17 protein-coding genes, 17 tRNA genes and 3 pseudogenes are annotated in these 25,907 nt (G+C 41.7%); 23 read left to right on the top strand and 14 right to left on the bottom strand.

Translation table 11 applies throughout. The features are described from left to right. Positions 1 to 8 precede the first annotated feature (8 nt). The 12 genes from pth (at position 9) to ACU8V8_RS05055 (ending at position 3,421) form a co-directional block, all read left to right on the top strand. Positions 9 to 593: an aminoacyl-tRNA hydrolase gene (gene pth, locus ACU8V8_RS05110; protein WP_356948027.1), complete on the top strand. Its 585-nt coding sequence runs from the start codon at positions 9 to 11 to the stop codon at positions 591 to 593. Between the two features lie 49 nt (positions 594 to 642). Continuing rightward, the gene (gene ychF, locus ACU8V8_RS05105) at positions 643 to 1,734 is read left to right on the top strand and encodes a redox-regulated ATPase YchF (protein ID WP_290210728.1); all 1,092 of its coding nucleotides are present in this window, start codon (positions 643 to 645) and stop codon (positions 1,732 to 1,734) included. Positions 1,735 to 2,012: 278 nt separating this feature from the next. Continuing rightward, positions 2,013 to 2,089, top strand: a tRNA-Met gene (locus ACU8V8_RS05100). Positions 2,090 to 2,156: 67 nt separating this feature from the next. Beyond that, a tRNA-Leu gene (locus ACU8V8_RS05095) sits at positions 2,157 to 2,241 on the top strand. A 39-nt stretch (positions 2,242 to 2,280) separates the two neighbouring features. Further along, positions 2,281 to 2,355: transfer RNA gene (locus ACU8V8_RS05090), tRNA-Gln, on the top strand. Positions 2,356 to 2,360: 5 nt separating this feature from the next. Next, a tRNA-Met gene (locus ACU8V8_RS05085) sits at positions 2,361 to 2,437 on the top strand. 169 nt (positions 2,438 to 2,606) lie between these two features. Then, a tRNA-Leu gene (locus ACU8V8_RS05080) sits at positions 2,607 to 2,691 on the top strand. Positions 2,692 to 2,731: 40 nt separating this feature from the next. Continuing rightward, positions 2,732 to 2,806: transfer RNA gene (locus tag ACU8V8_RS05075), tRNA-Gln, on the top strand. A gap of 64 nt (positions 2,807 to 2,870) precedes the next feature. Next, positions 2,871 to 2,955: transfer RNA gene (locus ACU8V8_RS05070), tRNA-Leu, on the top strand. 40 nt (positions 2,956 to 2,995) lie between these two features. Next, positions 2,996 to 3,070 (top strand) — tRNA-Gln (locus ACU8V8_RS05065). Between the two features lie 152 nt (positions 3,071 to 3,222). Then, positions 3,223 to 3,307 (top strand) — tRNA-Leu (locus ACU8V8_RS05060). Positions 3,308 to 3,346: 39 nt separating this feature from the next. Further along, positions 3,347 to 3,421, top strand: a tRNA-Gln gene (locus ACU8V8_RS05055). Between the two features lie 175 nt (positions 3,422 to 3,596). Here the strand turns inward: ACU8V8_RS05055 and ACU8V8_RS05050 are convergent. Continuing rightward, a complete protein-coding gene (locus tag ACU8V8_RS05050) occupies positions 3,597 to 4,766 on the bottom strand; it encodes an FAD-dependent oxidoreductase (protein ID WP_446889020.1) in 1,170 nt (389 codons plus the stop codon). A 270-nt stretch (positions 4,767 to 5,036) separates the two neighbouring features. Here ACU8V8_RS05050 and miaB point away from each other — a divergent pair, with 270 nt between their 5' ends. From miaB to lnt, 5 genes and pseudogenes are all read left to right on the top strand, one after another. Further along, entirely contained in the window at positions 5,037 to 6,482 is a 1,446-nt protein-coding gene (gene miaB / locus ACU8V8_RS05045; RefSeq protein WP_290210726.1) for a tRNA (N6-isopentenyl adenosine(37)-C2)-methylthiotransferase MiaB, read from the top strand. 51 nt (positions 6,483 to 6,533) lie between these two features. After that, positions 6,534 to 7,595: a PhoH family protein gene (locus ACU8V8_RS05040; protein WP_290210760.1), complete on the top strand. Its 1,062-nt coding sequence runs from the start codon at positions 6,534 to 6,536 to the stop codon at positions 7,593 to 7,595. A 4-nt stretch (positions 7,596 to 7,599) separates the two neighbouring features. Beyond that, entirely contained in the window at positions 7,600 to 8,058 is a 459-nt protein-coding gene (gene ybeY / locus ACU8V8_RS05035) for an rRNA maturation RNase YbeY (protein ID WP_256826926.1), read from the top strand. A 22-nt stretch (positions 8,059 to 8,080) separates the two neighbouring features. Further along, positions 8,081 to 8,966, top strand: a pseudogene (corC, locus tag ACU8V8_RS05030) (CNNM family magnesium/cobalt transport protein CorC). Continuing rightward, positions 8,947 to 10,500: an apolipoprotein N-acyltransferase gene (gene lnt / locus ACU8V8_RS05025; protein WP_446889019.1), complete on the top strand. Its 1,554-nt coding sequence runs from the start codon at positions 8,947 to 8,949 to the stop codon at positions 10,498 to 10,500. The pseudogene corC and the gene lnt overlap by 20 nt, the downstream one beginning before the upstream one ends. A 218-nt stretch (positions 10,501 to 10,718) precedes the next feature. Here the strand turns inward: lnt and ACU8V8_RS05020 are convergent, their stop codons facing one another. Then, complete coding sequence (locus tag ACU8V8_RS05020) at positions 10,719 to 11,483, bottom strand: class II glutamine amidotransferase (protein WP_099297021.1); 765 nt, start codon at positions 11,481 to 11,483, stop codon at positions 10,719 to 10,721. A 229-nt stretch (positions 11,484 to 11,712) separates the two neighbouring features. On the opposite strand from ACU8V8_RS05020, the gene fadE reads away from it, so the two are divergent. Then, positions 11,713 to 14,169 carry an acyl-CoA dehydrogenase FadE gene (gene fadE, locus ACU8V8_RS05015; protein WP_446889018.1) on the top strand — a complete coding sequence of 819 codons (2,457 nt, stop codon included), beginning with the start codon at positions 11,713 to 11,715 and terminating at the stop codon, positions 14,167 to 14,169. Positions 14,170 to 14,180: 11 nt separating this feature from the next. Here fadE and ACU8V8_RS05010 read toward each other — a convergent pair. Both ACU8V8_RS05010 and ACU8V8_RS05005 read right to left on the bottom strand, forming a co-directional pair. Beyond that, positions 14,181 to 15,291 (bottom strand): annotated as a pseudogene (locus tag ACU8V8_RS05010) (DUF6136 family protein). Next, positions 15,288 to 15,878, bottom strand: a complete 591-nt coding sequence (locus tag ACU8V8_RS05005) for an ATP-binding cassette domain-containing protein (RefSeq protein WP_290210721.1) — start codon at positions 15,876 to 15,878, stop codon at positions 15,288 to 15,290. The pseudogene ACU8V8_RS05010 and the gene ACU8V8_RS05005 overlap by 4 nt, the downstream one beginning before the upstream one ends. A 163-nt stretch (positions 15,879 to 16,041) precedes the next feature. Here ACU8V8_RS05005 and ACU8V8_RS05000 point away from each other — a divergent pair, with 163 nt between their 5' ends. Further along, positions 16,042 to 17,985, top strand: coding sequence for an alpha/beta fold hydrolase (locus ACU8V8_RS05000; protein WP_446889017.1), 1,944 nt, complete (start codon positions 16,042 to 16,044; stop codon positions 17,983 to 17,985). Positions 17,986 to 18,152: 167 nt separating this feature from the next. On the opposite strand, the gene ACU8V8_RS04995 is transcribed toward ACU8V8_RS05000, so the two are convergent. The 9 genes from ACU8V8_RS04995 to dnaQ all read right to left on the bottom strand — a co-directional run bounded on the left by ACU8V8_RS04995 (position 18,153) and on the right by dnaQ (position 21,114). Continuing rightward, positions 18,153 to 18,229: transfer RNA gene (locus ACU8V8_RS04995), tRNA-Asp, on the bottom strand. Between the two features lie 54 nt (positions 18,230 to 18,283). Further along, positions 18,284 to 18,360: transfer RNA gene (locus tag ACU8V8_RS04990), tRNA-Asp, on the bottom strand. Between the two features lie 37 nt (positions 18,361 to 18,397). Continuing rightward, positions 18,398 to 18,474 (bottom strand) — tRNA-Asp (locus ACU8V8_RS04985). 38 nt (positions 18,475 to 18,512) lie between these two features. Then, positions 18,513 to 18,589: transfer RNA gene (locus tag ACU8V8_RS04980), tRNA-Asp, on the bottom strand. A gap of 30 nt (positions 18,590 to 18,619) precedes the next feature. Then, positions 18,620 to 18,696 (bottom strand) — tRNA-Asp (locus ACU8V8_RS04975). A gap of 41 nt (positions 18,697 to 18,737) precedes the next feature. Further along, positions 18,738 to 18,814 (bottom strand) — tRNA-Asp (locus ACU8V8_RS04970). Between the two features lie 27 nt (positions 18,815 to 18,841). Further along, positions 18,842 to 18,918, bottom strand: a tRNA-Asp gene (locus ACU8V8_RS04965). 97 nt (positions 18,919 to 19,015) lie between these two features. Beyond that, positions 19,016 to 20,392 (bottom strand): TIGR03503 family protein, encoded by a 1,377-nt coding sequence (locus tag ACU8V8_RS04960; protein ID WP_446889016.1) that lies wholly within the window; start codon positions 20,390 to 20,392, stop codon positions 19,016 to 19,018. Positions 20,393 to 20,400: 8 nt separating this feature from the next. Then, positions 20,401 to 21,114: a DNA polymerase III subunit epsilon gene (gene dnaQ / locus ACU8V8_RS04955; RefSeq protein ID WP_290210719.1), complete on the bottom strand. Its 714-nt coding sequence runs from the start codon at positions 21,112 to 21,114 to the stop codon at positions 20,401 to 20,403. A 68-nt stretch (positions 21,115 to 21,182) separates the two neighbouring features. Between dnaQ and rnhA the strand changes: the two genes are divergently transcribed. Further along, complete coding sequence (gene rnhA / locus ACU8V8_RS04950) at positions 21,183 to 21,650, top strand: ribonuclease HI (protein ID WP_446889015.1); 468 nt, start codon at positions 21,183 to 21,185, stop codon at positions 21,648 to 21,650. Positions 21,651 to 21,748: 98 nt separating this feature from the next. Continuing rightward, on the top strand, positions 21,749 to 22,603 hold the full coding sequence (locus ACU8V8_RS04945; protein WP_446889014.1) for an MBL fold metallo-hydrolase: 855 nt from the start codon (positions 21,749 to 21,751) through the stop codon (positions 22,601 to 22,603). Here ACU8V8_RS04945 and ACU8V8_RS04940 read toward each other — a convergent pair. Further along, positions 22,574 to 23,333: pseudogene (locus ACU8V8_RS04940) on the bottom strand (class I SAM-dependent methyltransferase). The gene ACU8V8_RS04945 and the pseudogene ACU8V8_RS04940 overlap by 30 nt on opposite strands. 51 nt (positions 23,334 to 23,384) lie before the next feature. Between ACU8V8_RS04940 and gloB the strand changes: the two are divergent. Beyond that, a complete protein-coding gene (gene gloB / locus ACU8V8_RS04935) occupies positions 23,385 to 24,170 on the top strand; it encodes a hydroxyacylglutathione hydrolase (RefSeq protein ID WP_446889013.1) in 786 nt (261 codons plus the stop codon). 138 nt (positions 24,171 to 24,308) lie between these two features. After that, a complete protein-coding gene (locus ACU8V8_RS04930) occupies positions 24,309 to 25,904 on the top strand; it encodes a LysM peptidoglycan-binding domain-containing protein (RefSeq protein WP_290210714.1) in 1,596 nt (531 codons plus the stop codon). Positions 25,905 to 25,907 lie beyond the last annotated feature (3 nt).

The following is a 25,907-nucleotide window of genomic DNA, read 5'->3' as shown; positions in this document are numbered from 1 at the left end:
CTTGCACCTTGAATTCTATTCAAATGCTTGTGGGCCTGGCTAATCCAGGCCCCGAATACGCAAACACACGCCACAATGCAGGTGCTTGGTTCATCGAGCAACTCGCAGCACGCTACAACTGTACGCTTAAACACGATCCTAAATATCACGGCCTTACCGGCAAAGTGATCATTCAAGGCCAAGAATTCAAATTATTGATCCCCACCACTTACATGAATTTAAGTGGTAAATCGGTCAGTAGTTTAGCCAATTTTTTCAAAATCCCTATTGAAAACATCTTAGTTGCACATGATGAAATGGATTTAGACCCGGGCGTTGCTAAATTAAAGAAAGGCGGCGGACATGGCGGTCATAATGGCTTAAAAGACATTATTGCAAAAATGGCAAATCAAAAAGACTTTATGCGTTTACGCGTTGGTATAGGTCATCCTGGACATCGTGAAATGGTCACTGGTTGGGTGCTTGGAAAAGCAGCCAAAGAAGACCAAGAAAAAATGGATGCCGCTGTAGATGAAGCAGTTCGTTGTATGGAAATACTTGCAAAAGACGGTGTGTTAAAAGCACAAAACAGACTTCATTCGTTTAAACCCTAGTAACATAGTTATTAAATCGGTTGAACGGATCTAAACAAGGTATCTTACTATGGGTTTTAAATGTGGTATCGTTGGTTTACCAAATGTTGGTAAATCTACATTATTTAATGCATTAACCAAAGCGGGCATTGAAGCCGCTAACTTCCCTTTTTGTACCATCGAACCAAACACAGGTGTGGTTCCGGTTCCTGACGCTCGCTTAGACGAACTTGCAAAAATAGTTAATCCTCAGCGCATTCTTCCAACCAGTATGGAGTTTGTCGATATTGCAGGATTAGTAAAAGGCGCATCAAAAGGTGAAGGTCTAGGTAATCAATTTTTAGCCAATATTCGTGAAACAGATGCGATTGGCCATGTTGTGCGTTGCTTTGAAGACGAAAACGTCATTCACGTTGCAGGTACTATTGATCCAGCTGACGATATCGATGTAATCAACACTGAGCTAGTACTTGCGGATATGGACAGTGCTGATAAGGCGCTTTTCCGTAATGCTAAAAAAGCAAAAGGCGGCGATAAAGACGCAAAAGAGCAAAATGCTGTGCTTGAAAAAGTAAAAGTACACCTTGATGAAGGGTTAACTTTACGTTCTTTAGAACTAACTAAAGAAGAAAAAGCTGCCATTGCTTCTATCAACTTTTTAACTATCAAACCAACTATGTATATTGCTAACGTTGCTGAAGATGGTTTTGAAAATAACCCGCTCCTTGACCGCGTACGTGAAATTGCAGCAGCAGAAGATGCTGTTGTTGTTCCTGTATGTGCAGCGATTGAGTCAGAGCTTTCTGAGCTTGAAGAAGAAGACAAACTTGAATTTATGGCTGACCTTGGTTTAGCAGAACCCGGGCTTAACCTCGTAATCCGTGGTGGCTATGAATTACTCCATCTACAAACTTACTTTACGGCTGGCGTAAAAGAAGTTCGTGCATGGACCATCCCTGTTGGTGCAACGGCACCACAAGCAGCAGGTAAAATCCATACCGACTTTGAACGTGGCTTTATCCGCGCACAAACGATTGCTTATGATGACTACATCTCTTTTAAAGGGGAAAGTGGTGCAAAAGAAGCAGGTAAAATGCGTCAAGAAGGTAAAGAGTACATTGTTAAAGATGGCGATGTAATGAACTTCTTGTTCAACGTATAGTTACTATTTACGCTAAATAATGTTTGGCGATGATTTTAAAGGCTCGTATTTACGAGCCTTTTTTGTTTTTGTGCTATTATCGAATAATAGTGACGCGAGTATTGATGCTCATTTACTTGCTAAAAAAACACCGTTTTTAATAAAAAATAGCCTCTTCGCTTAATTTTCCTGCAAACAAACCCTGATAAGTGTTTTTTTGCAAAAAAGGTGTTGACGGATTTGGGTCATATCAGCATAATACGCCCCGCACTCAGCGATGAAGTGCTAACAAAAAAGATGGCTAAGTAGCTCAGCTGGTTAGAGCACATCACTCATAATGATGGGGTCACAGGTTCAAATCCCGTCTTAGCCACCATTCTTTTTTGTACTCAATGAAGAGTTTAAAATAACTACCATCTATTTGATTAACTCAAATTGATAATGCGGGAGTGGCGGAATTGGTAGACGCGCTGGATTTAGGTTCCAGTAACTTAGGTTGTGAGAGTTCAAGTCTCTCCTTCCGCACCATATTCTTGATAAGAATTAAAATTATCACTTGTTTTCTGTTGGGATATCGCCAAGCGGTAAGGCACCAGGTTTTGATCCTGGCATTCCCAGGTTCAAATCCTGGTATCCCAGCCAACAATGGCTAAGTAGCTCAGCTGGTTAGAGCACATCACTCATAATGATGGGGTCACAGGTTCAAATCCCGTCTTAGCCACCATTTCTTATTTTAGAAGTGGCTCTGCAAGAGTTAAATTGCACTCAATGAAGAGTTTAAAATAACTACCATGTGTTTTATTACACAAATATGCGGGAGTGGCGGAATTGGCAGTTGTCTTGAATTAGACGCTGGATTTAGGTTCCAAAACAGTATTACCTGTATACTCGATGCGGGAGTGGCGGAATTGGTAGACGCGCTGGATTTAGGTTCCAGTAACTTCGGTTGTGAGAGTTCAAGTCTCTCCTTCCGCACCATGTTCTTGATAAGAACTAAAAGTATCAAATAATTCTTAGTTGGGATATCGCCAAGCGGTAAGGCACCAGGTTTTGATCCTGGCATTCCCAGGTTCAAATCCTGGTATCCCAGCCAACTTCTTCTACCAAAGAAATGTTGTTTAAGAAAGCTCTGTTAAGAGTTTAAATATAAGCTGTATGCGGGAGTGGCGGAATTGGTAGACGCGCTGGATTTAGGTTCCAGTAACTTCGGTTGTGAGAGTTCAAGTCTCTCCTTCCGCACCATGTTCTTGATAAGAACTAAAACTATCAAATAATTCTTAGTTGGGATATCGCCAAGCGGTAAGGCACCAGGTTTTGATCCTGGCATTCCCAGGTTCAAATCCTGGTATCCCAGCCAACTTCTTCTACCAAAGAAATGTTGTTTAAGAATAACTCTCGCTATGAGTATAAAAAAGCAAACCCTTTGATGCGGGAGTGGCGGAATTGGCAGTTGTTTTGAATTAGACGCTGGATTTAGGTTCCAAAACAATTAATTGCATTCTAAGAACTGCGGGAGTGGCGGAATTGGTAGACGCGCTGGATTTAGGTTCCAGTAACTTCGGTTGTGAGAGTTCAAGTCTCTCCTTCCGCACCATGTTCTTAATTAGAACTAAAACTCATCCAAATTTAGAGTTGGGATATCGCCAAGCGGTAAGGCACCAGGTTTTGATCCTGGCATTCCCAGGTTCAAATCCTGGTATCCCAGCCAATTTCTTACTACCTCCCTCTTTAATCTTTAATCTTTAATCTTTAATCTTTAATCTTTAATCTTTAATCTTTAATCTTTAATCTTTAATCTTTAATCTTTAATCTTTAATCTTTAATCTTTAATCTTTAATCAAAATTGTTTGAGTGAGCTTTCACCCACTCCACTTGTAATTTAGTCATTTCAATTCACCACTAATCGCATATTTCAAAACCCAGTTTTTTACCGGACCGGTATTATTCGCTAACTTTAAAAAGCGGTTACGCGCCCATTGTAAAGGTGTCAATTGATTCGAAAAACCAAAATAACAAGCATCCATCATACTCATCATCAACAAGTTTGCTTTGCGACGGGTTTGCTCGTAGTGTTTAAGGTGTTTCACAGCACCAATGTCATCTGCTGCTGCTAAAATATCACCAAGGGCTGCTACATCTTGAAAGCCAAGATTTACCCCCTGCCCAGCTAAAGGATTTATCGTATGTGCTGCATCTCCCACTAATACTAAACGTCCTGCTGAATATTTATTAGCGTGTTGGCGAGCAAGTGGGAAGACCGCTTGATTAACAATTTCAAAATCACCTGCTAGGGGCGCAAAGTTTTCGATTATTTGTTGTTTTAACTGCACTTTGGTTAATTTATTTAAACTTTGTAACTTAGCTGCGTCGTCATACCAAATTAAATTAGCATAAGGAGCCTGCATAGGTAAAAATGCAACTGGGCCAGTAGGTTTAAACTGTTGCCATGTTTTAATCTGCTGCGGGGCATCCAATTTAATCAAAACGCCCATACAGTGTTGTTGATATTGCCAACCAGTTACCCCAATATTTGCTTGTGTGCGTAATTGAGACTGGCCGCCGTCTGCTGCGATGACTAAATCAGCACTGTAACGCTCTTCACCATAAATTAGGCTAATATCTTGCGTTGTTTGTTCAATAGCACAAATCGGTGACTTAATATCAAGTACTTCAATATCATGTTGTTCAAACTGCTGCCATAAACTGGCTTGAATTAATTTGTTCTCGATTAAATGACCCAAATGTGAAGCGTTAATATCGTTACAGTCAAACAAGAGATTATCGCCTACATGTTCAAACGCTTCTAATTGTTGGTATGGCGCTAAGCGTGACTGTTTTAAGTACGCCATAGCACCCAGATCATCTAACAGGTTTTCAGAAAAACGATTAATAGCAGATACGCGTATATCGATAGTCTCGCTTTGCAGTACTTGCTCAGCATTAATAGGTCGTTGTTCTATCACACGTACATCACAACCTTGTTTTGCTAACTTTACTGCCATTGCGGCACCGACCATCCCACCGCCAACAACAATAACTTTGTTTTTTTTCATATTTTTAATCACAACTAAGGTCACTAATTATGGAGTTGATTGTAACGTACTTAGTTGAAAAAATGCGAGTTGCTTTAATCCTTAGCCGTACAATTGCACAGTTTGTTTGATTTCAAACCACAAAGATCAAATCTATACTTGGATCTGGGCGGGTATCCAGATAAAATACGCGTCCTTTAAGTTAGCGGGCATTTAAATGCTCACATCACTTAATCCTGTTTCTAGCACACTTTAGTGCCACTACCGAATTGAAAACGAGGCTATATTTCAATGAGTAAAAAGCTGCATATTAAAACTTGGGGTTGTCAGATGAATGAGTACGACTCTCAGAAAATGGCGGATCTCCTCGATGCAACCAACGGCTATCAGTTAACTGAAGAAGCCGGTGAAGCAGATGTCATTCTACTCAATACGTGTTCAATTCGTGAAAAAGCACAAGAAAAGGTGTTTCATCAACTGGGGCGTTGGAAGTTATTAAAAGATGATAAGCCTGATTTAATTATTGGTGTTGGTGGCTGCGTAGCCTCCCAAGAAGGTGACTCTATTCGCCAACGTGCCCCTTTTGTTGATGTGATTTTTGGCCCGCAAACGTTACACCGCTTACCTGAAATGATAAAACAAGTACAAGGTAATAAAGGTAGCTCTGTGGTTGATATTTCATTCCCTGAAATTGAAAAGTTTGACCGCTTACCAGAGCCTAAAGCAGAAGGCCCAAGTGCATTTGTTTCAATCATGGAAGGCTGCTCAAAATACTGTACTTTCTGCGTAGTACCTTATACTCGTGGTGAAGAAGTAAGCCGCCCGCTTGATGACGTATTACTTGAAGTTGCCCAACTTGCAGAACAAGGTGTACGTGAGGTTAACCTACTTGGACAAAACGTGAACGCCTACCGCGGTGAAACTTACGATGGTGAAATTTGTTACTTCTCCGATTTGATTCGGTATGTTGCTGCAATTGATGGTATTGACCGTATTCGTTATACCACATCGCATCCAGTAGAATTTACACCTGATATTATTGACGCCTACGCAGATGTACCTGAGCTGGTTGATCACTTGCACCTACCAGTGCAAAGTGGTTCTGACCGCATTTTAAACTTAATGAAGCGCGGCCATACCGCACTTGAGTACAAATCAACAATTCGTAAGCTGCGTAAAATTCGCCCTAATTTAAGCATGTCGTCTGATTTCATTATTGGTTTTCCTGGTGAAAGTAAGATGGACTTTGAAGCCACAATGAACCTAATTAACGAAATTGGTTTTGATATGAGCTTTAGCTTTATATACAGTGCTCGTCCAGGTACACCAGCCGCTGATTTGCCTGATGATGTCTCTGAGCAAGAGAAAAAAGAGCGTTTATACTTATTACAAAACCGTATTACTCAAATGGCGCAGCAAATCAGCCGTCAAATGTTTAATACCGAGCAACGTATACTCGTTGAAGGTCCATCAAAGAAAAATCCTATGGAGCTGCGTGGCCGTACTGAAAACAACCGTGTTGTGAACTTTGTAGGCCCACATAATGTGATCGGTCAGTTTGTTGATGTACGTATTACTGAAGCACTGCCTAACTCTTTACGTGGTGACTTAATTCGTACAGAATCCGAAATGAACTTACGCCGTGATGTTGCTCCTGCTGAAATTTTAAGTAAAGCAGCGCAACCTGAACCACAAGTAACGCCGAATGAAATCGGTGTTGCGACATTTGTTCCGTAGGCGATAATGATTGTGCCAGCAACAGCTGGCACACCACAACAGGAAGCAATTTTGAGTAATCAATTAAAAAAATTAGAGATTTATTTAGAGCCCTCCGACAATAAACGCCTTTCTTCTTTATGCGGCCCGTTTGACGAAAATATCAAACAAATTGAACGCCGCTTGGGCGTCGAGATCACTCATCGCGATAACTACTTCAAAATTACCGGTAAAACAACAAGTGCCTTTGCTGCGATGGAAATCGTTAAAGACTTGTATGTTGAAACCCAGCCTGTACGTGGTGTGGTTAACGATATTGAACCGAACACAGTGCATTTAGCCATAACTGAATCAACAGCCCTCGAACAAGACGAGTTAAGCGAATATGGCAAAGAAGTAGTGATAAAAACGCGTCGAGGAGTAATTAAACCTCGTAACGATAACCAAGGGCATTATGTATCGAATATATTTCGTCACGATATTACCTTTGGTATTGGACCTGCTGGTACGGGTAAAACATACCTAGCAGTAGCCGCAGCCGTTGATGCCCTAGAGCGCCAGGAAATACGCCGAATTCTACTTACCCGCCCCGCTGTAGAAGCGGGTGAGCGACTGGGCTTTCTACCTGGTGATTTAAGCCAGAAAATCGACCCATACCTGCGACCGTTATACGACGCGTTATTTGAAATGATGGGTTTTGAAAAAGTTGAAAAGCTACTTGAACAAAATGTTATTGAAGTAGCGCCACTTGCTTTTATGCGTGGTCGTACACTAAACGATGCCTTTATTATTTTAGATGAAAGCCAAAATACCACTGTAGAACAAATGAAAATGTTCTTAACACGTATCGGCTTTAACTCTAAAGCGGTAATCACTGGTGATATCACCCAAGTTGATTTACCGCGCGGTGCTCGCTCTGGCCTTCGACACGCCATTGAAGTGCTCAGTGATGTTGAAGAAGTCAGTTTTAACTTTTTCCAATCACACGATGTTGTTCGTCACCCTGTTGTTGCCCGTATTGTTGAAGCCTATGAGCGCAACGACGAAGCAGACCGAATTAAACGCGCCGAAAAACAACGCGCTAAAGATTTACTCGCCAATGCCGAGCAATCAGACCCTGAGACTAAAGAGTAATACTGTGACAACAGAACTTGATTTACAAATAGCCTGTGAGTTTGACAACTTACCGAGCCTTGAACAATTCGCCTTATGGGCTAACAAAGTACTCAGTCAATATCGCGACGAATCAGAGCTAACCATTGTTATTGCTGATGAAGAACAAAGCCAACAGCTAAATAATGATTACCGTGGTAAAAATAAGCCGACAAATGTTTTGTCGTTTGAATTTGAAGCACCACCGGGAATTGAACTCCCATTAGTAGGTGATTTAATCATTTGCCCAGCGATTGTTTTAGCCGAAGCAAATGAACAAGAAAAGACCTTTCATGACCACTTTGCCCATATGGTGATCCACGGATGCTTGCATTTACTTGGATTTGACCATATAAAGGATGAAGATGCGAATGAGATGGAAAGCATAGAAAAGCAATTACTTGCCGATCTAGGCATAGCAGACCCATATCGGGACGATATTTAAATTAACGGAGCAGATAGACGCAATGAGCGACGATAACTCGCAGACTAGCCAGGGTTTCTTCTAGCAAGACCTGGTTGGGTAGAATTACCCAAATGTTGCAAGGGGAACCCCAGAATAGAGAAGAGCTGGTTGAAGTAATTGCCGATGCGCAAGAACGGGATGTCATTGATCCTGAAACCAAAGAGATGATTGAAGGTGTGCTTGGTGTATCTGAGCTTAAAGTGCGAGACATCATGATCCCGCGCTCACAAATGATCACCTTAGAAGTTGATGCACAGCTAGAGCAATTAATTCCGATGATGGTTGATTCAACGCATTCACGTTTTCCTGTGGTATGCGAAGACAAAGATCATGTAGAAGGTATTTTATTAGCAAAAGATTTATTGCCGTTAATATTAAATAAAGACGATCAATTACCCTCTTTACGCGATTACTTACGCCCAGCCGTTGTGGTGCCTGAGAGTAAACGCGTAGACACACTACTGAATGAATTTCGACAACAACGCTACCACATGGCTATTGTTATTGATGAATACGGCGGTGTATCAGGGCTCGTTACAATAGAAGATATCTTAGAAATCATCGTCGGCGAGATTGAAGACGAGCATGACGAAGAAGAAGAACAACAGGATATTCGCCAACTTGCCAAGCATGTATATGTAGTGCAAGCGCTAACACCTGTTGATGATTTTAACGAAAAGTTTAAAACAGGCTACAGCACACAAGAAGCCGACACAATTGGCGGCACTGTGTTGCATGCGTTTGGCCATATGCCAGGGCGCGGCGAAACCATCGAAATCGATGGCCTACAATTTAAAGTAACTAATGCAGATAACCGTCGGTTATTGCAACTACAAGTTACTGTACCTAAGGCTGAAGACAGCGACAGTGAAGACAATACTGACTAACTGCCTACATTTAGCTAAAGATAAAAAAGCATGGCTCGCACTGGTTGCGGGCCTCTTTTTAACTTTAAGCTACGCTCCATTCGGGATTTGGCCCCTGACCTTTGTTTGCCTAATTGTGGCAATTTACACTTCATATAACCAACAATACGGTAAAAAGCCCAGTAAACAAGCCGCTAAATATGGCTTTCTTTTTGGTCTAGGGTGGTTTGGTGCTGGCATAAGTTGGGTGCATGTCTCTATAGCCACATTCGGCGGTATGCCACTGGCAGCCTCAGTGCTGCTTATGGTGCTGTTATGTGCCTATCTAGCTATTTACCCAGCCCTTGCCTTTATGTTTGCTACACGCTTTGCTAGCGGCGCACATAGCTATGGGTTATTACTTATTAGCGGTTTTGCTGTAACAGAGTATTTACGTGGTGTGGTGCTAACTGGCTTTCCTTGGCTAAGCTTTGGCTATACACAAACCGATAGCCCGTTAAATTATTTAGCGCCCACGGTGGGTGAGTTTGGCCTAACATTAATCTGTATTGCCATTGCATTTTCATTTTACCAATTACTGTTCAATCGCAGTTTAAAGAGTACGATTGCAACGGCAGCCTTCATTGCCCTCATTTCACTGATTGGCAATATATTTCAAAGCCCTCACTATAACAATAAAACCATCAGCACATTACTCGTTCAGGGTAATATAAAGCAACATCTGCGCTTTGAACCCAGTGAATTTTGGACTACCATGAGTAAGTATCAAGACATGACTCGTCCTCACTGGAACGCTGACTTAGTCGTTTGGCCAGAAGCTGCAGTGCCTGAAATAGAAGCCCTCGCTGACAGCTTTTTAGCTGGCCTTGATAGCGCCGCCTCGTTTAACAACACCGCCCTTATTACCGGTATTGTCGACTACCAGCTTGATACCAAAACTATCTTCAATACCCTTATAGTGCTAGGTAATAAAGAACGTGGTGACGAGCACGGCCATTATCAATACTTAGGTAAAAACCGCTATCAAAAACACCAGTTGCTGCCGATTGGTGAGTTTGTGCCGTTTGAAGATATTCTGCGCCCTATCGCGCCTTTGTTTGATTTACCCATGTCCTCGTTCACCCGTGGCGATGAAGTACAAAACAATCTACGCGCCAACGGCCTAAATATTCTGCCTGCTATCTGCTACGAAATCGCCTTTGCTGATTTAGTGCGTGGTAATTACCACAACGAGTCTGATATTTTATTTACCGTAAGTAATGATGCCTGGTTTGGCGCCTCCCACGGCCCTCACCAACATATGCAAATTGCCCGTATGCGTGCCCTTGAATTACAACGCCCGCTTATTCGAGTAACAAACAACGGCATCAGCGGCGTGTACGATCCAATTAGTCAAACTCAAATCAGCATGCCACAGTTCAAGGCAGAAACCCTAAAAGTAAACGTTAAGCTTATTGAAGGTGATAGCATTTATAGTCAATATGGTAATTTGCCAGTGTGGATAGTAGTGGTGTTAATGGGTTTTGTGGGAGTAGTTATAAGATTAAAGCTTTAAACAAGGTGTAAAATTATCTTTATTGATAACTTTCACTTAGCCCAGCCAGCTTTGATGTAATTTCTCTTAACTAACGAAATTTTAACTTCTTAGTTTGCCGTTAGAGTATGTAATTAATTACATACTCTAAGAATCTATGAGCTTGTGCTAAGTGAGTACTATACTTCAGATAGTTAGCTAAATCTTGAAGTATAATTAAAGTGGTGGTACTTCTAAAACTAAATTAATTCACCCATTTTAAATAACGCGAATTCACCTGGTTCCATTTTTTGCCAACGTTCATCGTTTGTTAAAGGGCGAGTTGCAATCACAGTAACCACATCGTTAGGTGTGGTTTCTTGTTGAAAATCAACCACCATATCGGCATCTATTAAAGTTGCTTTACCAAAGGGTGCGCGGCGGGTGATCCAATGTAAGTTATTGGTACAATACGCTAATACATACACCCCATCAGTAAGCAGCATGTTGAATACTCCCTTTTCTCGAAGTGTATGCGAAAGCTTTGCCGCATAACGAAATACGGATGCCATATTGGATGGGCGTTTTGGGTATTTTTCACGGATTTTATCGAGCAACCAACAAAAAGCCAACTCACTGTCAGTGTTACCGACAGGGCGATAATACTCAGGTTTTAAATCATGATAATTCGAAAGCTGACCATTATGAGCATAGGTAATTTCGCGCCCCCATAACTCACGGGTAAATGGGTGAGTATTTTCAAGACAGACACGACCCCGATTACCTTGGCGAATGTGGCTTATCACCGATACACTTTTTATTGGGTATGCTTTAACTAACTTGGCAATTTCAGACTGGCAGCTAGGCTCAGGATCTTTAAAAGTACGACAGCCCTTGCCTTCATAAAAGGTAATACCCCAACCATCTTTATGTGGGCCCGTGTTACCACCGCGCTCCAGTAAGCCCGAAAAACTAAAACAAATATCTGTCGGCACATTCGCCGACATGCCAAGCAACTCACACATAAAATAAATTAACCCTTAAACACAATGTTTATACAAACGAAGAACTGAGATCTAGGCTAGCATTGTTAAACATAAGCAACATCAAGGCAAGCTTATGTTAGCCGCTTATCCTATACTCTTTACGAACATGTGACTAAACTGACAGATAATCTTAGTTAGCCACTTGATAATTACCGATTCTAGCGCTACTCTAACGAAGGTGGTCTGACCTCTATTAAGGATTGAATACATGACACTCATATTTATACTTGGTTTAATCGTGTTGCTTAGCATCGCGAGTTACCACAGAGCGAGCTGGAACACAGCCCTTGGCGTTTCTATCGCAACCCTTGTTATCGGCACCTTTGCCGGTGCTTTTGGTGCAATTAGCTGGTTGATCTTTTTAATCATCGCTGTGCCACTGTCTGTTACTGGCATTCGCCAGCAATATATTATAAAACCAATTTTTGCTGCGTTTAAAAAAGTAACGCCTACCATGTCTGACACTGAGAAATCAGCTATTGATGCAGGTACTACGTGGTGGGAAGCCGATTTATTTTGCGGCCGCCCTGATTGGCAAAAACTACATCAGTATCCAATGCCTAAGCTCACCATTGAAGAGCAAGCATTTATTGATGGTCCGGTTGAAACTGTATGTAGTATGCTAGATGATTGGGAAGCCACTCACGAGCTAACTGATTTACCGCAAGATGTTTGGCAATATCTAAAAGATAATAAATTCTTTGCCATGATCATCAAAAAAGAATACGGCGGCTTACAGTTTTCTGCGTTTGCACAATCGTGTGTATTACAAAAGCTAACCAGTAAATCGACTTTGCTTTCGTCAATTGTGGGTGTACCTAACTCACTAGGTCCAGGCGAGTTACTACAGCACTACGGTACAGAAGATCAAAAAAATCATTATCTTCCTCGTTTAGCAAGCGGTGCAGAAATTCCATGTTTTGCCCTAACCTCTCCGGAAGCTGGTTCTGATGCCAGTGCAATTCCTGATTACGGCGTTGTATGTAAAGGTATGTGGGAAGGCGAAGAAGTTGTTGGTATAAGCTTAACATGGAACAAACGTTACATTACGCTTGCGCCAGTAGCGACAGTACTTGGCCTGGCGTTTAAAATGCAAGATCCTGACGGCCTTTTAGGTGATACAAAAGATCTTGGTATTACCTGTGCGCTTATCCCTACGGATATGCCTGGTGTTGAAATTGGCCGTCGCCATTTCCCGCTTAATGTGCCGTTCCAAAATGGCCCAACTCGCGGTAAAGACATTTTTGTACCACTTGATTATATTATTGGTGGCCCAGAAATGGCCGGTCAAGGCTGGCGTATGCTGGTTGAATGTTTATCTGTTGGTCGTGCAATTACCCTGCCTTCAAACTCTGTGGGTGGCATTAAAACAATCGCCCTGGCCAGTGGTTCATATAGCCGCATTCGTCGCCAGTTCCGTTTGCCTATTGGTCAAATGGAAGGGGTTGAAGAGTCACTTGCAAAACTTGCCGGTTACGCTTACAGCTCAGATGCAGCAGTGAGCATGTCTACCGGCGCGGTAGATTTAGGTGAAAAGCCATCGGTTGTTTCAGCGATTATTAAATACCACTTAACTGAGCAAATGCGTGATTCAACCATTCATGCAATGGATGTTCATGGCGGTAAAGGTATCATGCTTGGGCCAAATAACTACTTAGGCCGTGGCTACCAAGGTGCGCCGATTGCCATTACCGTTGAAGGCGCAAATATCCTAACCCGTAACATGATTATTTACGGTCAAGGAGCTATCCGTTGTCACCCATTCGTTTTAACTGAGTTAAACGCATGTTCAATTGAAGACCGTGAAGAAGCACTTGCGGTATTTGATAAAGCACTAATGGGTCACATTGGTTTTACTATTTCTAATTTAGTACGTACTAAGTGGCTAGCGTTTACTGGCGCACGTTTTGCAAGTACTCCTTATAAAGATGAAACAGCTGAGTTTTACCGTATCGCATCACGCTTTAGTGCCTCACTTGCGTTAATGTCAGATATTAGTATGGCTGTATTTGGTGGTTCATTAAAACGTAAAGAGCGTATCTCTGCACGTTTAGGTGATTTACTAAGCTACCTATACTTGGTGTCTGCTACGCTAAAACGCTATAACGACGAAGGCCGCAAAAAAGAAGACTTTGCGCTTGTTCAATGGAGCTGCCAAGATCACCTTTATCACTGCCAACGAGCGTTAGCCGATTTAATTAATAATATGCCATCGGCGCCGTTACGTGCAGCACTTAAGCTAATGTTATTCCCATTTGGTCGCCCGGTTCGTAAACCAACAGACAAACTGGAACATAAATTAGCACAGCTATTACAAGTTCCAAGTGAAACCCGTAACCGTCTTGCAAGCTATGTATACTTAACCAATGAACCACTTAACTTAGTAGGCCGTCAAGAACAAACGCTTAAAGACGTGCTAGCTGTTGAGCCTTTATTTGATAAAGTATGTCGTGAGAAAGGCGTTAAGTTACCGTTCTTCCAACTTGATAAAGTAGCGCAGATGGGCCTTGATGCCGGTATTCTTACGCAAGCCGAAGCTGACAAGCTGGCTGATGTTGAAAAAGCGCGCTTAGATGTTATTAACGTTGATGACTTTGACCCAGCTGATTTATTAGCAGGTAAAGCCGCACGCAAAAGTACAGACAACAAGGCTGATGCAGCTTAACTGATTAGCAGTTAATACACAGCCAGTAACAAACCTGTTATAACCATCCAAACCAGCGCATAATGCGCTGGTTTTTTTTGTGCTAAGATCTGTTGTAGTAAACACCAAACAACTCCTATTACTAGCAACAAATTACTTGCGTGATTAAATAAAGCCCCCAAACCAACCAGTGCGAATAATAAAACAATTAAGCTAGGAATAAATAAGCTAACAAAGAATGCTGTTTGCTTATTCTGCATTTTAAAAAATACATTATATTGTTGATGAAGGTGACGACAATCAAATTGTAATGAACTACTAAACAGCACCACAAAGGCAAGTGATAAAATGCTGAAGATAGCAGCTAAATCAGCGCGCTCTTGCAACAACACTTTGGATGCCATAAATACACACAGCAATAAAGCCCCTCGCCAAATCAGAGCCCAGCTATTATGTATAAAAAATAATAACCAAAAACCTGCAAGTGAACTCAACTTTACCTTTGCGGTAAAAACTAAAAGGCACCATCAAGGTACTTAGGGCAAACAGCAGCATAAAACCACACTGATAAATCTGTGGATTAACATCTAGCGGTAACGTTACCCAGATTGCGGATAACAAAAAACCATAAACAAGCGCTATTGGCCTGTATAAACATAAAATGCCAAGCACTAATTGTAATAGTAAAAACAGCAAGAAATGCGGCACTCTAAGCCACTGGCTCACACTAAGATCAATCGCGATAATAAGGCTCGCAATCAACCAGCCATTACTTAACAGCAAAAGTTTAATATCCATCAAACCAAGCCAATACCGCTTTACTAATGTCTGTTGAAACGCACGCTGAGCGGTATTTTTTATCGCCGATTTCATTGCACTTAACATGACACTTTGCAACAGCAAGTACAGCCAAGCCATCTGTGCACCATACTGCGGTGCATCGCTGCTATCGATAATTTTCCCCAGTCCTAAAAATAGCAGTAAAATCATACCAAGCATGGCAGAGCCAAGTACCACTAGAAATAACAAACCAAAGTTTTTAAGCTGCAGCAATAATTGTGTGAGTTCAGTTTTGTAAGCCTGATACCGATAGCCCATAAAACAGCGATATTGCCCTATTGATTGTTTAAAATTTGCAATCATAAAGGCATACACTCAAAGCCATGCTCAATAAATGGCGCTGGTTCATGGCAGGTGATGATTATTTGACCTTCAGGCTTATCAATTAAATATTCATCAAGTAAATTTAGTAAATACTGAATACTGGTTTGATCAAGGGCTGCGCTGGGTTCATCTAATAGTAAATACGGTGCATCTCGCATAAGCGCTAAAATTAACTGGCATTTCTTTTGGTTACCTGATGACAGCGCATCAAAACGCGTATTTAAAAATTCATTAAAATTAAACCCATCTATTATTCTCGTGGGCCAACGACAATCCTGCGTATTCACGGATAAGTTAATAATTTGCTTTGCTGTTAGAAAATCTGGTAAAGCAATACAGTCTGAGGCTATAGCAACTTGCTTATGTGGTTCGGTTAATGCTTTCTTAGAAAATAAAATCTGCCCACTTTGACGCGTTTCAAGCTCTGCTAAGATCATTAATAACGTTGTTTTTCCTTGGCCATTAGGCGCTTCAATACATGTCTTAGGTGCTAAAAATTGCACGCTATAATCACTGTACAATATGTTTTCAGCAAACTGTTTATGTAACCCAATGACTTCTATCATAAATACTCACTTTTTCAATAAGTTATTATTATAACGAATACTTATCTAAAAACGATACACGCTTTGTAACACTTTATTGCTGTTCGCATATGCGAAGTACTTGCGTTTAAAAAACGTTCGGTTAACACTAAGAGTCTATAACTATAAACCAAGGAATGTATCTATGAAAAAAGCCCTCAAACTTGCCTGTATTACCTGTGCAGTATCGATTGCATTAACAGGTTGCAGTCAATCTAATAATTCAGCCTCTGCATCTGTGACAACTGCGCAAACACAACAAGTAAAAACTTATAACGCAAAAACTTTTTTTGATACTACATCTATCATGGGTAGTAGCTTTTCTCCTTCTGGCGATAAGGTTCTGGTCAGTAGCGATGAAAGTGGCATTTACAGCTTATATGAAGTCGATGTAAAAACCAGCAGTAAAAAGCGCTTAACTAACTTTGAAGACAGTACCTACCCTGTACGTTACTTCCCTAATGATGAGCGCGTTTTATTTACCAAAGATTCAGGCGGTAATGAGCGCTTTCATGTCTACGTGCGTGAACTTGACGGCACAATCAAAGATTTAACCCCGGGCGATGAAACGCGTGCCAGCTTTGCAGGCTTTACCAAAGACGGTAGCCAATTTTTTATCACCAGTAATCAGCGTGATGCCAAGTTTATGGACTTGTACCGCGTTGATAGTAAAACGTATCAAGTCACGCCTGTGTATCAAAATACCTTAGGTTTAAATGTGGGGGCAATCAGCCCTGATGGCCGTTATATTGCGCTATCTAAAAGCAATACTAATAAAGACAGTGATACATTTATTCTTGATACCTATAAAAAGACACTCAAGCCACAGTTAATTTCTAAACATGATACACCGGCTCAATATACGCCTGACACCTTCTCTGTAGACAGCAAATATTTATACTACTCTACAGACGCTAAAGGTGAGTTTTCGCAAGTTTGGCGCTATGACTTAGCCACAGGCGAACATAGCCCTGCATTAAAAGATGACTGGGATGTTAGTTTTATATACTTCTCTAATTCTGGCCGCTATCAGGTAAGTGGTGTTAATGCTGATGCAAGCACCAAAGTGACCGTCAAAGATACCAATACCGGTAAAGAAATCGCTATGCCTAAATTGCCAGCAGGGAATCTACGCAGTGTGAATTTCTCACGCGATGAGAAAACCATGGCGTTTTACTTAAACTCAGACACTTCACCAAGCAATTTATTTGTCTGGCAAGTTGGTAGTAATGAAGCCAAGCAACTCACAAACACATTAAGTGATGATATCAATCAGAACGACTTAGTAGAGAGTACCAGCGTGCGCTTTAAAAGTTTTGATGGTTTAGACATACCAGGCGTTTTGTATAAACCAAAACAAGCCAGCAGCAATAATAAAGTACCTGCGCTTATCTGGGTGCATGGCGGCCCTGGCGGCCAAAGCCGAACAGGCTACAGTGCGATGCAACAGCACCTAGTTAATCACGGCTATGCTATTTTTGCCGTCAATAACCGTGGCAGCTCTGGGTACGGTAAAACATTTTTCCATTTAGATGATAAAAAACATGGCACTGATGATTTACAAGATATTGTTTACGGTAAAAAACACTTACAAAGCTTAGATTGGGTCGATGCAGATAAAATTGGCATCATGGGTGGAAGCTACGGTGGCTTTATGACCGCAGCAGCACTAGCCTTTGAGCCAGAAGAGTTCAAAGTAGGCATCAATATTTTTGGTGTGACTAACTGGGTGAGAACGCTGAACTCAATTCCACCTTGGTGGGAAAGCTTTAAAAAAGCGCTGTACGATGAAATGGGCGACCCAGCGACAGATGGCGAGCGTCACCGTGCTATTTCTCCGCTGTTTCATGCCGATAACATCACTAAACCTCTAATGGTAATTCAAGGTGCTAACGATCCGCGAGTATTACAAGTTGAAAGCGATGAACTAGTTGCCGCAGTAAAAGCCAATGGTGTGCCAGTCGAGTATGTATTATTTGACGATGAAGGCCATGGTTTTAGCAAAAAAGAAAACCGTATCAGCGCCTCTAACGCGTATCTAAACTTTTTGGATACTTACTTAAAAGAGTTATTTGACCCACAAAACTAAATAAAACGAGAAAGTAATAAATGGCCTGTGCTTGAATGAGAGTGCAGGCTTTTTTATGCCTACCTAAAGCTGATAGCTGATAGCTGATAGCTGATAGCTGATAGCGATTATGCTTTAATTTATTAACAAGGGAATTATTTATTTCTTGTTATTGAGGAAATAACAAGTGGCGGAGTGGACGGGACTCGAACCCGCGACCCCCGGCGTGACAGGCCGGTATTCTAACCAACTGAACTACCACTCCGCAGTGGTATGTGCATGGGGTAATGCACTTACTAATTTTATTCATGATATCAAGTGGCGGAGTGGACGGGACTCGAACCCGCGACCCCCGGCGTGACAGGCCGGTATTCTAACCAACTGAACTACCACTCCGCAGAGATATCATTATACTTGCTATTACTTAATTTGTTGGCGGAGTGGACGGGACTCGAACCCGCGACCCCCGGCGTGACAGGCCGGTATTCTAACCAACTGAACTACCACTCCAGCATACAAATTTTGTAATATAACAGTGTTTAAATAGTTGGCGGAGTGGACGGGACTCGAACCCGCGACCCCCGGCGTGACAGGCCGGTATTCTAACCAACTGAACTACCACTCCAGCGCATATTTAAACTGTTATTTTTCTTATTGGCGGAGTGGACGGGACTCGAACCCGCGACCCCCGGCGTGACAGGCCGGTATTCTAACCAACTGAACTACCACTCCATAATAAGAATATGTTTTACAACCATATGTTGTGTAAGTGTTGGCGGAGTGGACGGGACTCGAACCCGCGACCCCCGGCGTGACAGGCCGGTATTCTAACCAACTGAACTACCACTCCAGCATCTACTTACAAATTGTCGAAAATTGGCGGAGTGGACGGGACTCGAACCCGCGACCCCCGGCGTGACAGGCCGGTATTCTAACCAACTGAACTACCACTCCGCATTTTCGTTGCTGTCTGAGTCTCCCTGACAGCGGCGTGAATAATACGAACCAACCCCTACTTCGTCAAGGGCTTTTTTGTTTTTTTACAGGTTTTTTAGTCATCTGACATCGAAAGGTTTAAAATTTCACCTGATTTATCACTTTTTGAGCCATTTTTACCAACTTCATTTTTTTCGCCTATAGTGGGCTCTTCATCAGCTGCTGTTTTTTTCTTCAAAAAAGGAATACTGACTTTAGGGAATATTGGTTTTTTCTGAACAAATTTACGAATTGCCAGCCAACCAATTAATAGAACTATCAAATTCCCACCAATAATTAAGCTAATAAACACCATGGTCGACATAGTCTGGGCTTCTCTTATTGCTCTGTCGATTTCTTTTTGCTCAGCTTCTGTAATTATTGGTTCTGGTAATTCTGGTACGGCTTCGATAGGACGTTCAATTTCAAATTTATAGGTAGGCAATGTCGCCATAAATTCTCGGTCATTAACATTAGTACCAAATACAGATAACTCAACACTGTAACGACCCCAATCATAATTTTTAATGAGTAACTCACGCGTCAGCAATTTACTGCCTTCTAAGTTAAACATCTGCTCTTCGTTATTAGGGTAATAAATTTTACCTTGTATCAGTACGGTTTCTGGCTTTACCACACTTGAGTCTAGAGTAATCGTTAATTTGTGTTCATGTGCATCATCTTGAGCAAGCGCTATGTCATAACTAAATGGGGGTTCTTTTACTTCAAGCACATCCTGAACTACAGTTCGTTTTAATAAAGGGGTTTCGATGTATAACTCGGGTTGCCATTGGCCTGCGGGGAAAACAAGCTTAAATTCGCCTGTAAAAATGCCATCTTTTGGGCGCTCGTCAAACCCTCGACCATCGTCTTTAAATTGTGCAACGTTATGAGTACCCGCACCAAAATTAGCATAATCACTATTGTTAGTACTTATAAAATCAACATGTAAGCTAACAACATCTCTGAATAAGCCCACGTTAATCGGTTCGTTATCATTTAAAACCTGCCCAGTAATTTTGACAGTTTCACCGCGAAAGAGTAAAGGTGGCAAAGGCTCCACCTTTAAGTCAATATCACCGAGTACAACAATACGGCTATCAGGTAAAATACTGCCGACCACTTGCCACGGCCCTGCCATTGGTTCGCGTATAGTGATCAAATCGTAACTTAGCTCGTCAAACCAATCTACGTTAGGTTCTTTAATCGCAGAGGTTGCGTAAAGCTTACTCCCGTTTGGCTGCACTAAAATAACGGCAGGAGAGCCGCGCTTACGAAAAAACAGCAACGTTATTTCATTTACTTTGTAATCGATTCGAAATCGATTATTTAATAGCGGTATTTCATTTTGCCCGCTATCGCGTTTCAATAACGTTATTTTATTATCGCTATTTGCACTCAGAGCCAACGGCACAGTTAATGCCATTATTATTGCCAATAAAAATATTTTCATTGTGGGCCTTATTCGGCGCGCCATAAACATTGGCCGCCAGCATCTTGAACAATATCTAACCTTGCTTCATGCGCTACTTGCTCGTCATCTAACGCTTTTAAAACCATCAATGGAGCACGGTTTGGATCTAAACGACGAATTTCTTTTTGTTGCTGCTCACTACCCTGATCTTTATTTTGATTCAAGTTAAGCTTAACTTGGCCACCAGTCATGGCTAAGTAAACGTCTGCCAGTATTTCAGAATCCAGTAATGCGCCGTGTAACGTCCGCTTAGTGTTATCTACATCGTAACGGCGGCAAAGCGCATCAAGATTATTCTTTTGACCAGGATGCAAGTCACGCGCCATTTTAAGGGTGTCGAGAACTTGGCAGTATTCGTGAGTGTTCGGATATCCCTGATTAAGCAAGGCAAATTCATTGTCCATGTGGCCGACGTCAAACGGCGCGTTATGAATAACGAGCTCTGCGCCTTTGATGTAATCAAAAAACTCCTGCGCAATTTGATGATATAACGGTTTATCACGTAAAAACTCATTGGTAATACCGTGAACATCAATTGCTTCTTCTTCAATACTGCGTTGCGGATTAATATAAACGTGAAAATTATTGCCAGTTAATCTGCGGTTTATTAACTCCACACACCCGATTTCAATAATTCGGTGCCCTTGTTTAGGGTCGATGCCGGTGGTTTCTGTATCTAAAACTATTTGTCTACGCTGCATATCGAACTTAGCCTGATTCTGGTATCTTTCTATAATCACTTTATTGTACATAATATCAAGGTAAAACAGTGCAAAAAACCGTAGAGATTTATACCGATGGCTCATGTTTAGGTAATCCGGGCCCCGGCGGATATGGTATTTTCATGCTTTATAATGGTCATGAAAAAGAAATGAGCCAAGGTTATACCCTCACCACAAACAATCGCATGGAGATGCTCGCAGCCATTGTTGCACTTGAAAGTTTAAACCGTCCTTGTGAGATAAACCTCACCACAGACAGCCAATATGTAAAGCAAGGCATTGAGTCTTGGGTTGCAAACTGGAAAAAGCGCGGCTGGAAAACGTCAGCCAAAAAACCGGTTAAAAATGTCGACTTATGGAAACGCCTTGATGAAGCCTGCAATAGACACAAAATAACCTGGAAATGGGTAAAAGGTCACAGCGGTAACAAATACAACGAAATAGTCGATGATTTAGCCCGTGATGCCGCGGGCAGTAAAAACTTATTAGTCGATGAAGGCTACAAGCCAGAATAAAGCAATACTACATCAGCGGTGATTAATTCACCTCAAGCTATTTTACATTTAGGTTATATGATATAAGAATTAGCTATATCATATAATGGAGTTGTAAAATGCCTGTCTCGGTTAAGTCTTTTTTTCACCCACAGAGCGCTACGTTTAGTTACTTAGTTAGTTGTTTAAATACCGGTAGCGCTTTGCTGATTGACCCTCCCGCTGACTTTGACGCTCCTAGTGGCACTCTTAGCTTTGTAACTGCCGATGAAATTATTGAATTTATTACTGCCAATAAGCTGACTCTTGAGTGGTTGTTAGAGACCCACGCCCATGCTGATCATATTACCGCCGCAGGCTACATCAAACATAAACTTCACCCAAAGCACCCATGTAAACTCGGCACCGGTGCCAACATCACCCAAGTACAAGATTATTTTAGTAATTTATATCAGATTGATATGCCTTGTGATGGTCGCCATTTTGATGAGTTGTTTGATGATAAAAGCCACTACCCATTTGGTGATAGCCAATTTAGTGTATTAACAACGCCTGGCCATACACCTGATAGTGTGTGTTATTTAATTGCAGACAACGTATTTGTTGGCGATACATTCTTTATGCCTGACAGTGGCACTGCCCGCTGTGACTTTCCTGGCGGCAGCGCAAAACAACTATATATATCTTTACAGAAAATTTTAGCCCTGCCCGATCAAACAGTCATGTGGATGTGTCATGATTATCAGCCCAACGGGCGTAAGCTTGCTAATAAAACAACGGTGGGTGAGCAACGTTTAACTAATGTGCACTTACAAAGCTCTGAGCAAGAGTACATCCATGCCAGAGAATGCCGTGATGCGACATTAAATGTACCTAAATTATTACACCCTGCTATACAAATGAATATACGCGCAGGAGAATTACCTAAAGGGTCTGCACCTAAATTAACTATTCCGCTGACGGTGCTGCTTTGATGTTTGTCGCAGCCCAGCTCCTTTAACCGGCGCAAATTGCGGCCTTGCATGCCACTTTGGTTTAATGGGGGTTAATGGAGCTACGCGTTTACGTGCAACTAACATATATACACTGCCCATGGGTTTTAAATATTGCTTAGCAAAACGTCGCCATGGCGCAAAACGTGACAACCTGTTGCCACGCGCTAAAGAAGAATAAATAAATCGCTCATCGCCGATAATTTCAAAGCCGAGTAAGTTAAGCCAATCCTTCACGCGCGCTGGGGTAAAAGAAACGCCCCGTCCATGGCAATTTTTGACCACTAAATGGCAGCAATTGAGCCAAGCCACATAAACTAAACGGGTTAAACCCGGTGATCACAATATATCCACCAGGGATCAATGTACGGTGTGCTTCTCGCAAAATATGATGAGGGTCTGAATGATATTCTAAACAGTGGCTTAGAATACAAGCATCAACGCTGTGTTCATAAAACGGCAGCTCATCAATATCTGCAATAACTCCTGTAAACGGGCCTGATTCGGCCACACACACTTGATGTTTAATCGTGCTCGCACTGGTTTTAAGCTCACCACTGAGATTACCCAATTTGAGCATGTGATAACCGAACATTCGCGGTAACCACTTCGCCATCTTACGTTCAATATCGCAACGTAAATAGTCACCATGAGGAAACTCATGCCACGACAGTGGTTTAGGTCCTTCTTGAAAACTAAGGGCTGGTTTCATTTGCTGAGCTCGTTATACTATTAATATCGTCACTTTATAGAGCAATGTTACATGGTGCAAGTCAAAGCAATTAAAGCCTTTTCTGATAACTACATTTGGTGCATCACAGATAGCCAAAGCCAATTAGCCTGGGTTGTTGACCCGGGTCAAGCAGAGCCTGTACTCAACCATTTAAATGATGCTGATTTAACACTGGCGGGGATACTAATCACCCATCACCATTACGATCACACTGATGGCGTGGCCAATTTATGCAAAGCCTTCCCTGGTATCATGGTATATGGCCCAAGCAATAGTCCATTTAAAGGGATAACAAACACGCTAAATGAAGGCGATAACGTTACAGTATTTGACACTGAGTTTGCGATCATCCATACCCCTGGCCATACTTTAGACCACATTTGTTATTTAAACCCTGCCCTGGCATTTACTGGTGACACACTATTTAGTGGTGGCTGCGGGCGCCTGTTTGAAGGCAGTGCCGAGCAAATGCAGCACTCTTTTGATAAACTAAAGAAGCTGCCAAATGCGTGTAAGATATATTGCACTCATGAATACACACAAGCAAATTTAGCGTTTGCCTTAGCGGTTGAACCTAGCAACGCGGATTTAATTGAATATGCTCAATGGGTAGATGCGAAACGCAGCAATGATGAAATTACATTACCTAGCACTATCGCTTTAGAGAAAAAGATAAACCCTTTCATGCGCAGTGATATCTCGGGTATTAGTCAAAATATCCCAACTGAATATCAGTATAAATCAAAAAACATATTACAAAATAATGAACCTTGGCAAAACTTTGCGGGTCTTAGAACCTGGAAAGACCACTTCTAAAACTATAACCTCATAGTTATCATATGATTATGGGGTATAAATGCTTAGCGTTGCAGTTTTTAGATGGTCATACAGTGGCAATGTTAGCTCATAACGGGTAGTATTCGCCGAGTTTTTTACCTGATGTATTTGGTATTTATGAAAAAATCTCCCCTCGTTTTAAGCTTGGCATTGGTGCTAAGTGGTTGTCAAACCTTGACTTCAACACAATCCGATAACGCAAGTGAGCAGCTAATTGTCAATCAAACCGCGCAGCAATTAGAAGGTGCGAGCCCTAGCGATATCAATAATGCATTAATGATCAATGCACAATACCTGCAGGTAAACGAACTTGATGACGCTCCCCCTATTTTTGATGATGTATGGGAGCGAATTCGCTACCAATTATCAATTGAGGTGCCGCAAAACCGCCCGGTTGTGACTGAACGTAACTATTATGCACGCCACCAAAGCTACTTAGATCGAGTGTCAAAACGCGCTGAGCCGTACTTGCACTTTATTGTTGAAGAAGTTGAAAAACGTGAAATGCCGATTGAGATTGCGCTACTTCCTATTGTAGAAAGCGCATTTGACCCGTTTGGTTATTCACATCGCAGTGCGTCGGGTATTTGGCAGTTTATGCCGCAAACAGGCGAACGCTTCGACTTAAAACAAAATTGGTGGTACGACGGCCGCCGCGATATTGTGCAATCTACACGTGCTGCCCTTGATTACCTTTCATATTTACACAAAACTCTTGAAGGCGACTGGTTAAACGCCATTGCAGCTTACAACTCCGGCGAAGGTCGCTTGTTACGCGCAATAAAAAAGAATCGTAAAAAGCAGTTACCAACAGATTTTTGGTCTCTTGATTTACCAAAAGAAACCACGGCTTATGTACCGCGTTTATTAGCCTTATCAGATTTGCTAAAACGTCAGGAAGAGTTTGGTCTTACTTGGAACCCAATCATAAACGCGCAGGTTGTAGAAGCCGTAGATGTTGGATCACAAATCGATTTAGCCTTGGCCGCTGATATGGCACAAATTAGCCTTACCGAGCTATACCGATTAAACCCAGGGTTTAATCGTTGGGCAACCGATCCAAATGGACCACACTTTTTACTTATTCCGTCGGATAAAGTTGACAGCTTCCAACAACAATTAGCTAAAACAGATATTAAAGATCGCTTGCGTTGGCAACAATATAAAGTAGCCAGCGGCGACAGCTTGTCAGTAATTGCTAAAAAGTTCTCAACCAGTACCAGCGCAATTAAATCACTTAATAAATTGAAATCAAATACGATACGTGTCGGTCAACAATTGCTCGTCCCCTTGAGTGATGGTGCAATAAATAGTGAACATTTACCTAAGCAAATGCGTATGGCTGCTAATAAGAATAGCCAAAAGAAACTATCGCACACAGTTAAAAGTGGCGACACCCTATGGGATATTAGCCGCGAATATGATGTCACGATCAATGAATTAGCAAAGTGGAATAAGCTAAAAAAGAGCAGTGTGTTACGTTTGGGTCAAAAACTCACGGTTTATAAATCAAGTAACAATACACAAACGGCTCTAGTTAGCACCAACCGAACCATTACCTATAAAGTTCGCCGTGGTGACTCGCTAGCACGTATTGCCTCTAAGTTTAACTTATCAGTGAACGATATTATTAAGTGGAACAAACTAGCTGGACAAAAGTACTTACAGCCTGGGCAAAAGCTGAAACTTAAAGTGGATGTAAAAAGCACTTAGTAA

It is taken from the genome of Pseudoalteromonas sp. SaAl2, assembly GCF_052947895.1.
The sequence above is the reverse complement of the archived record's forward strand: the minus strand, read 5'-3'. Positions and strand labels throughout refer to the sequence as shown.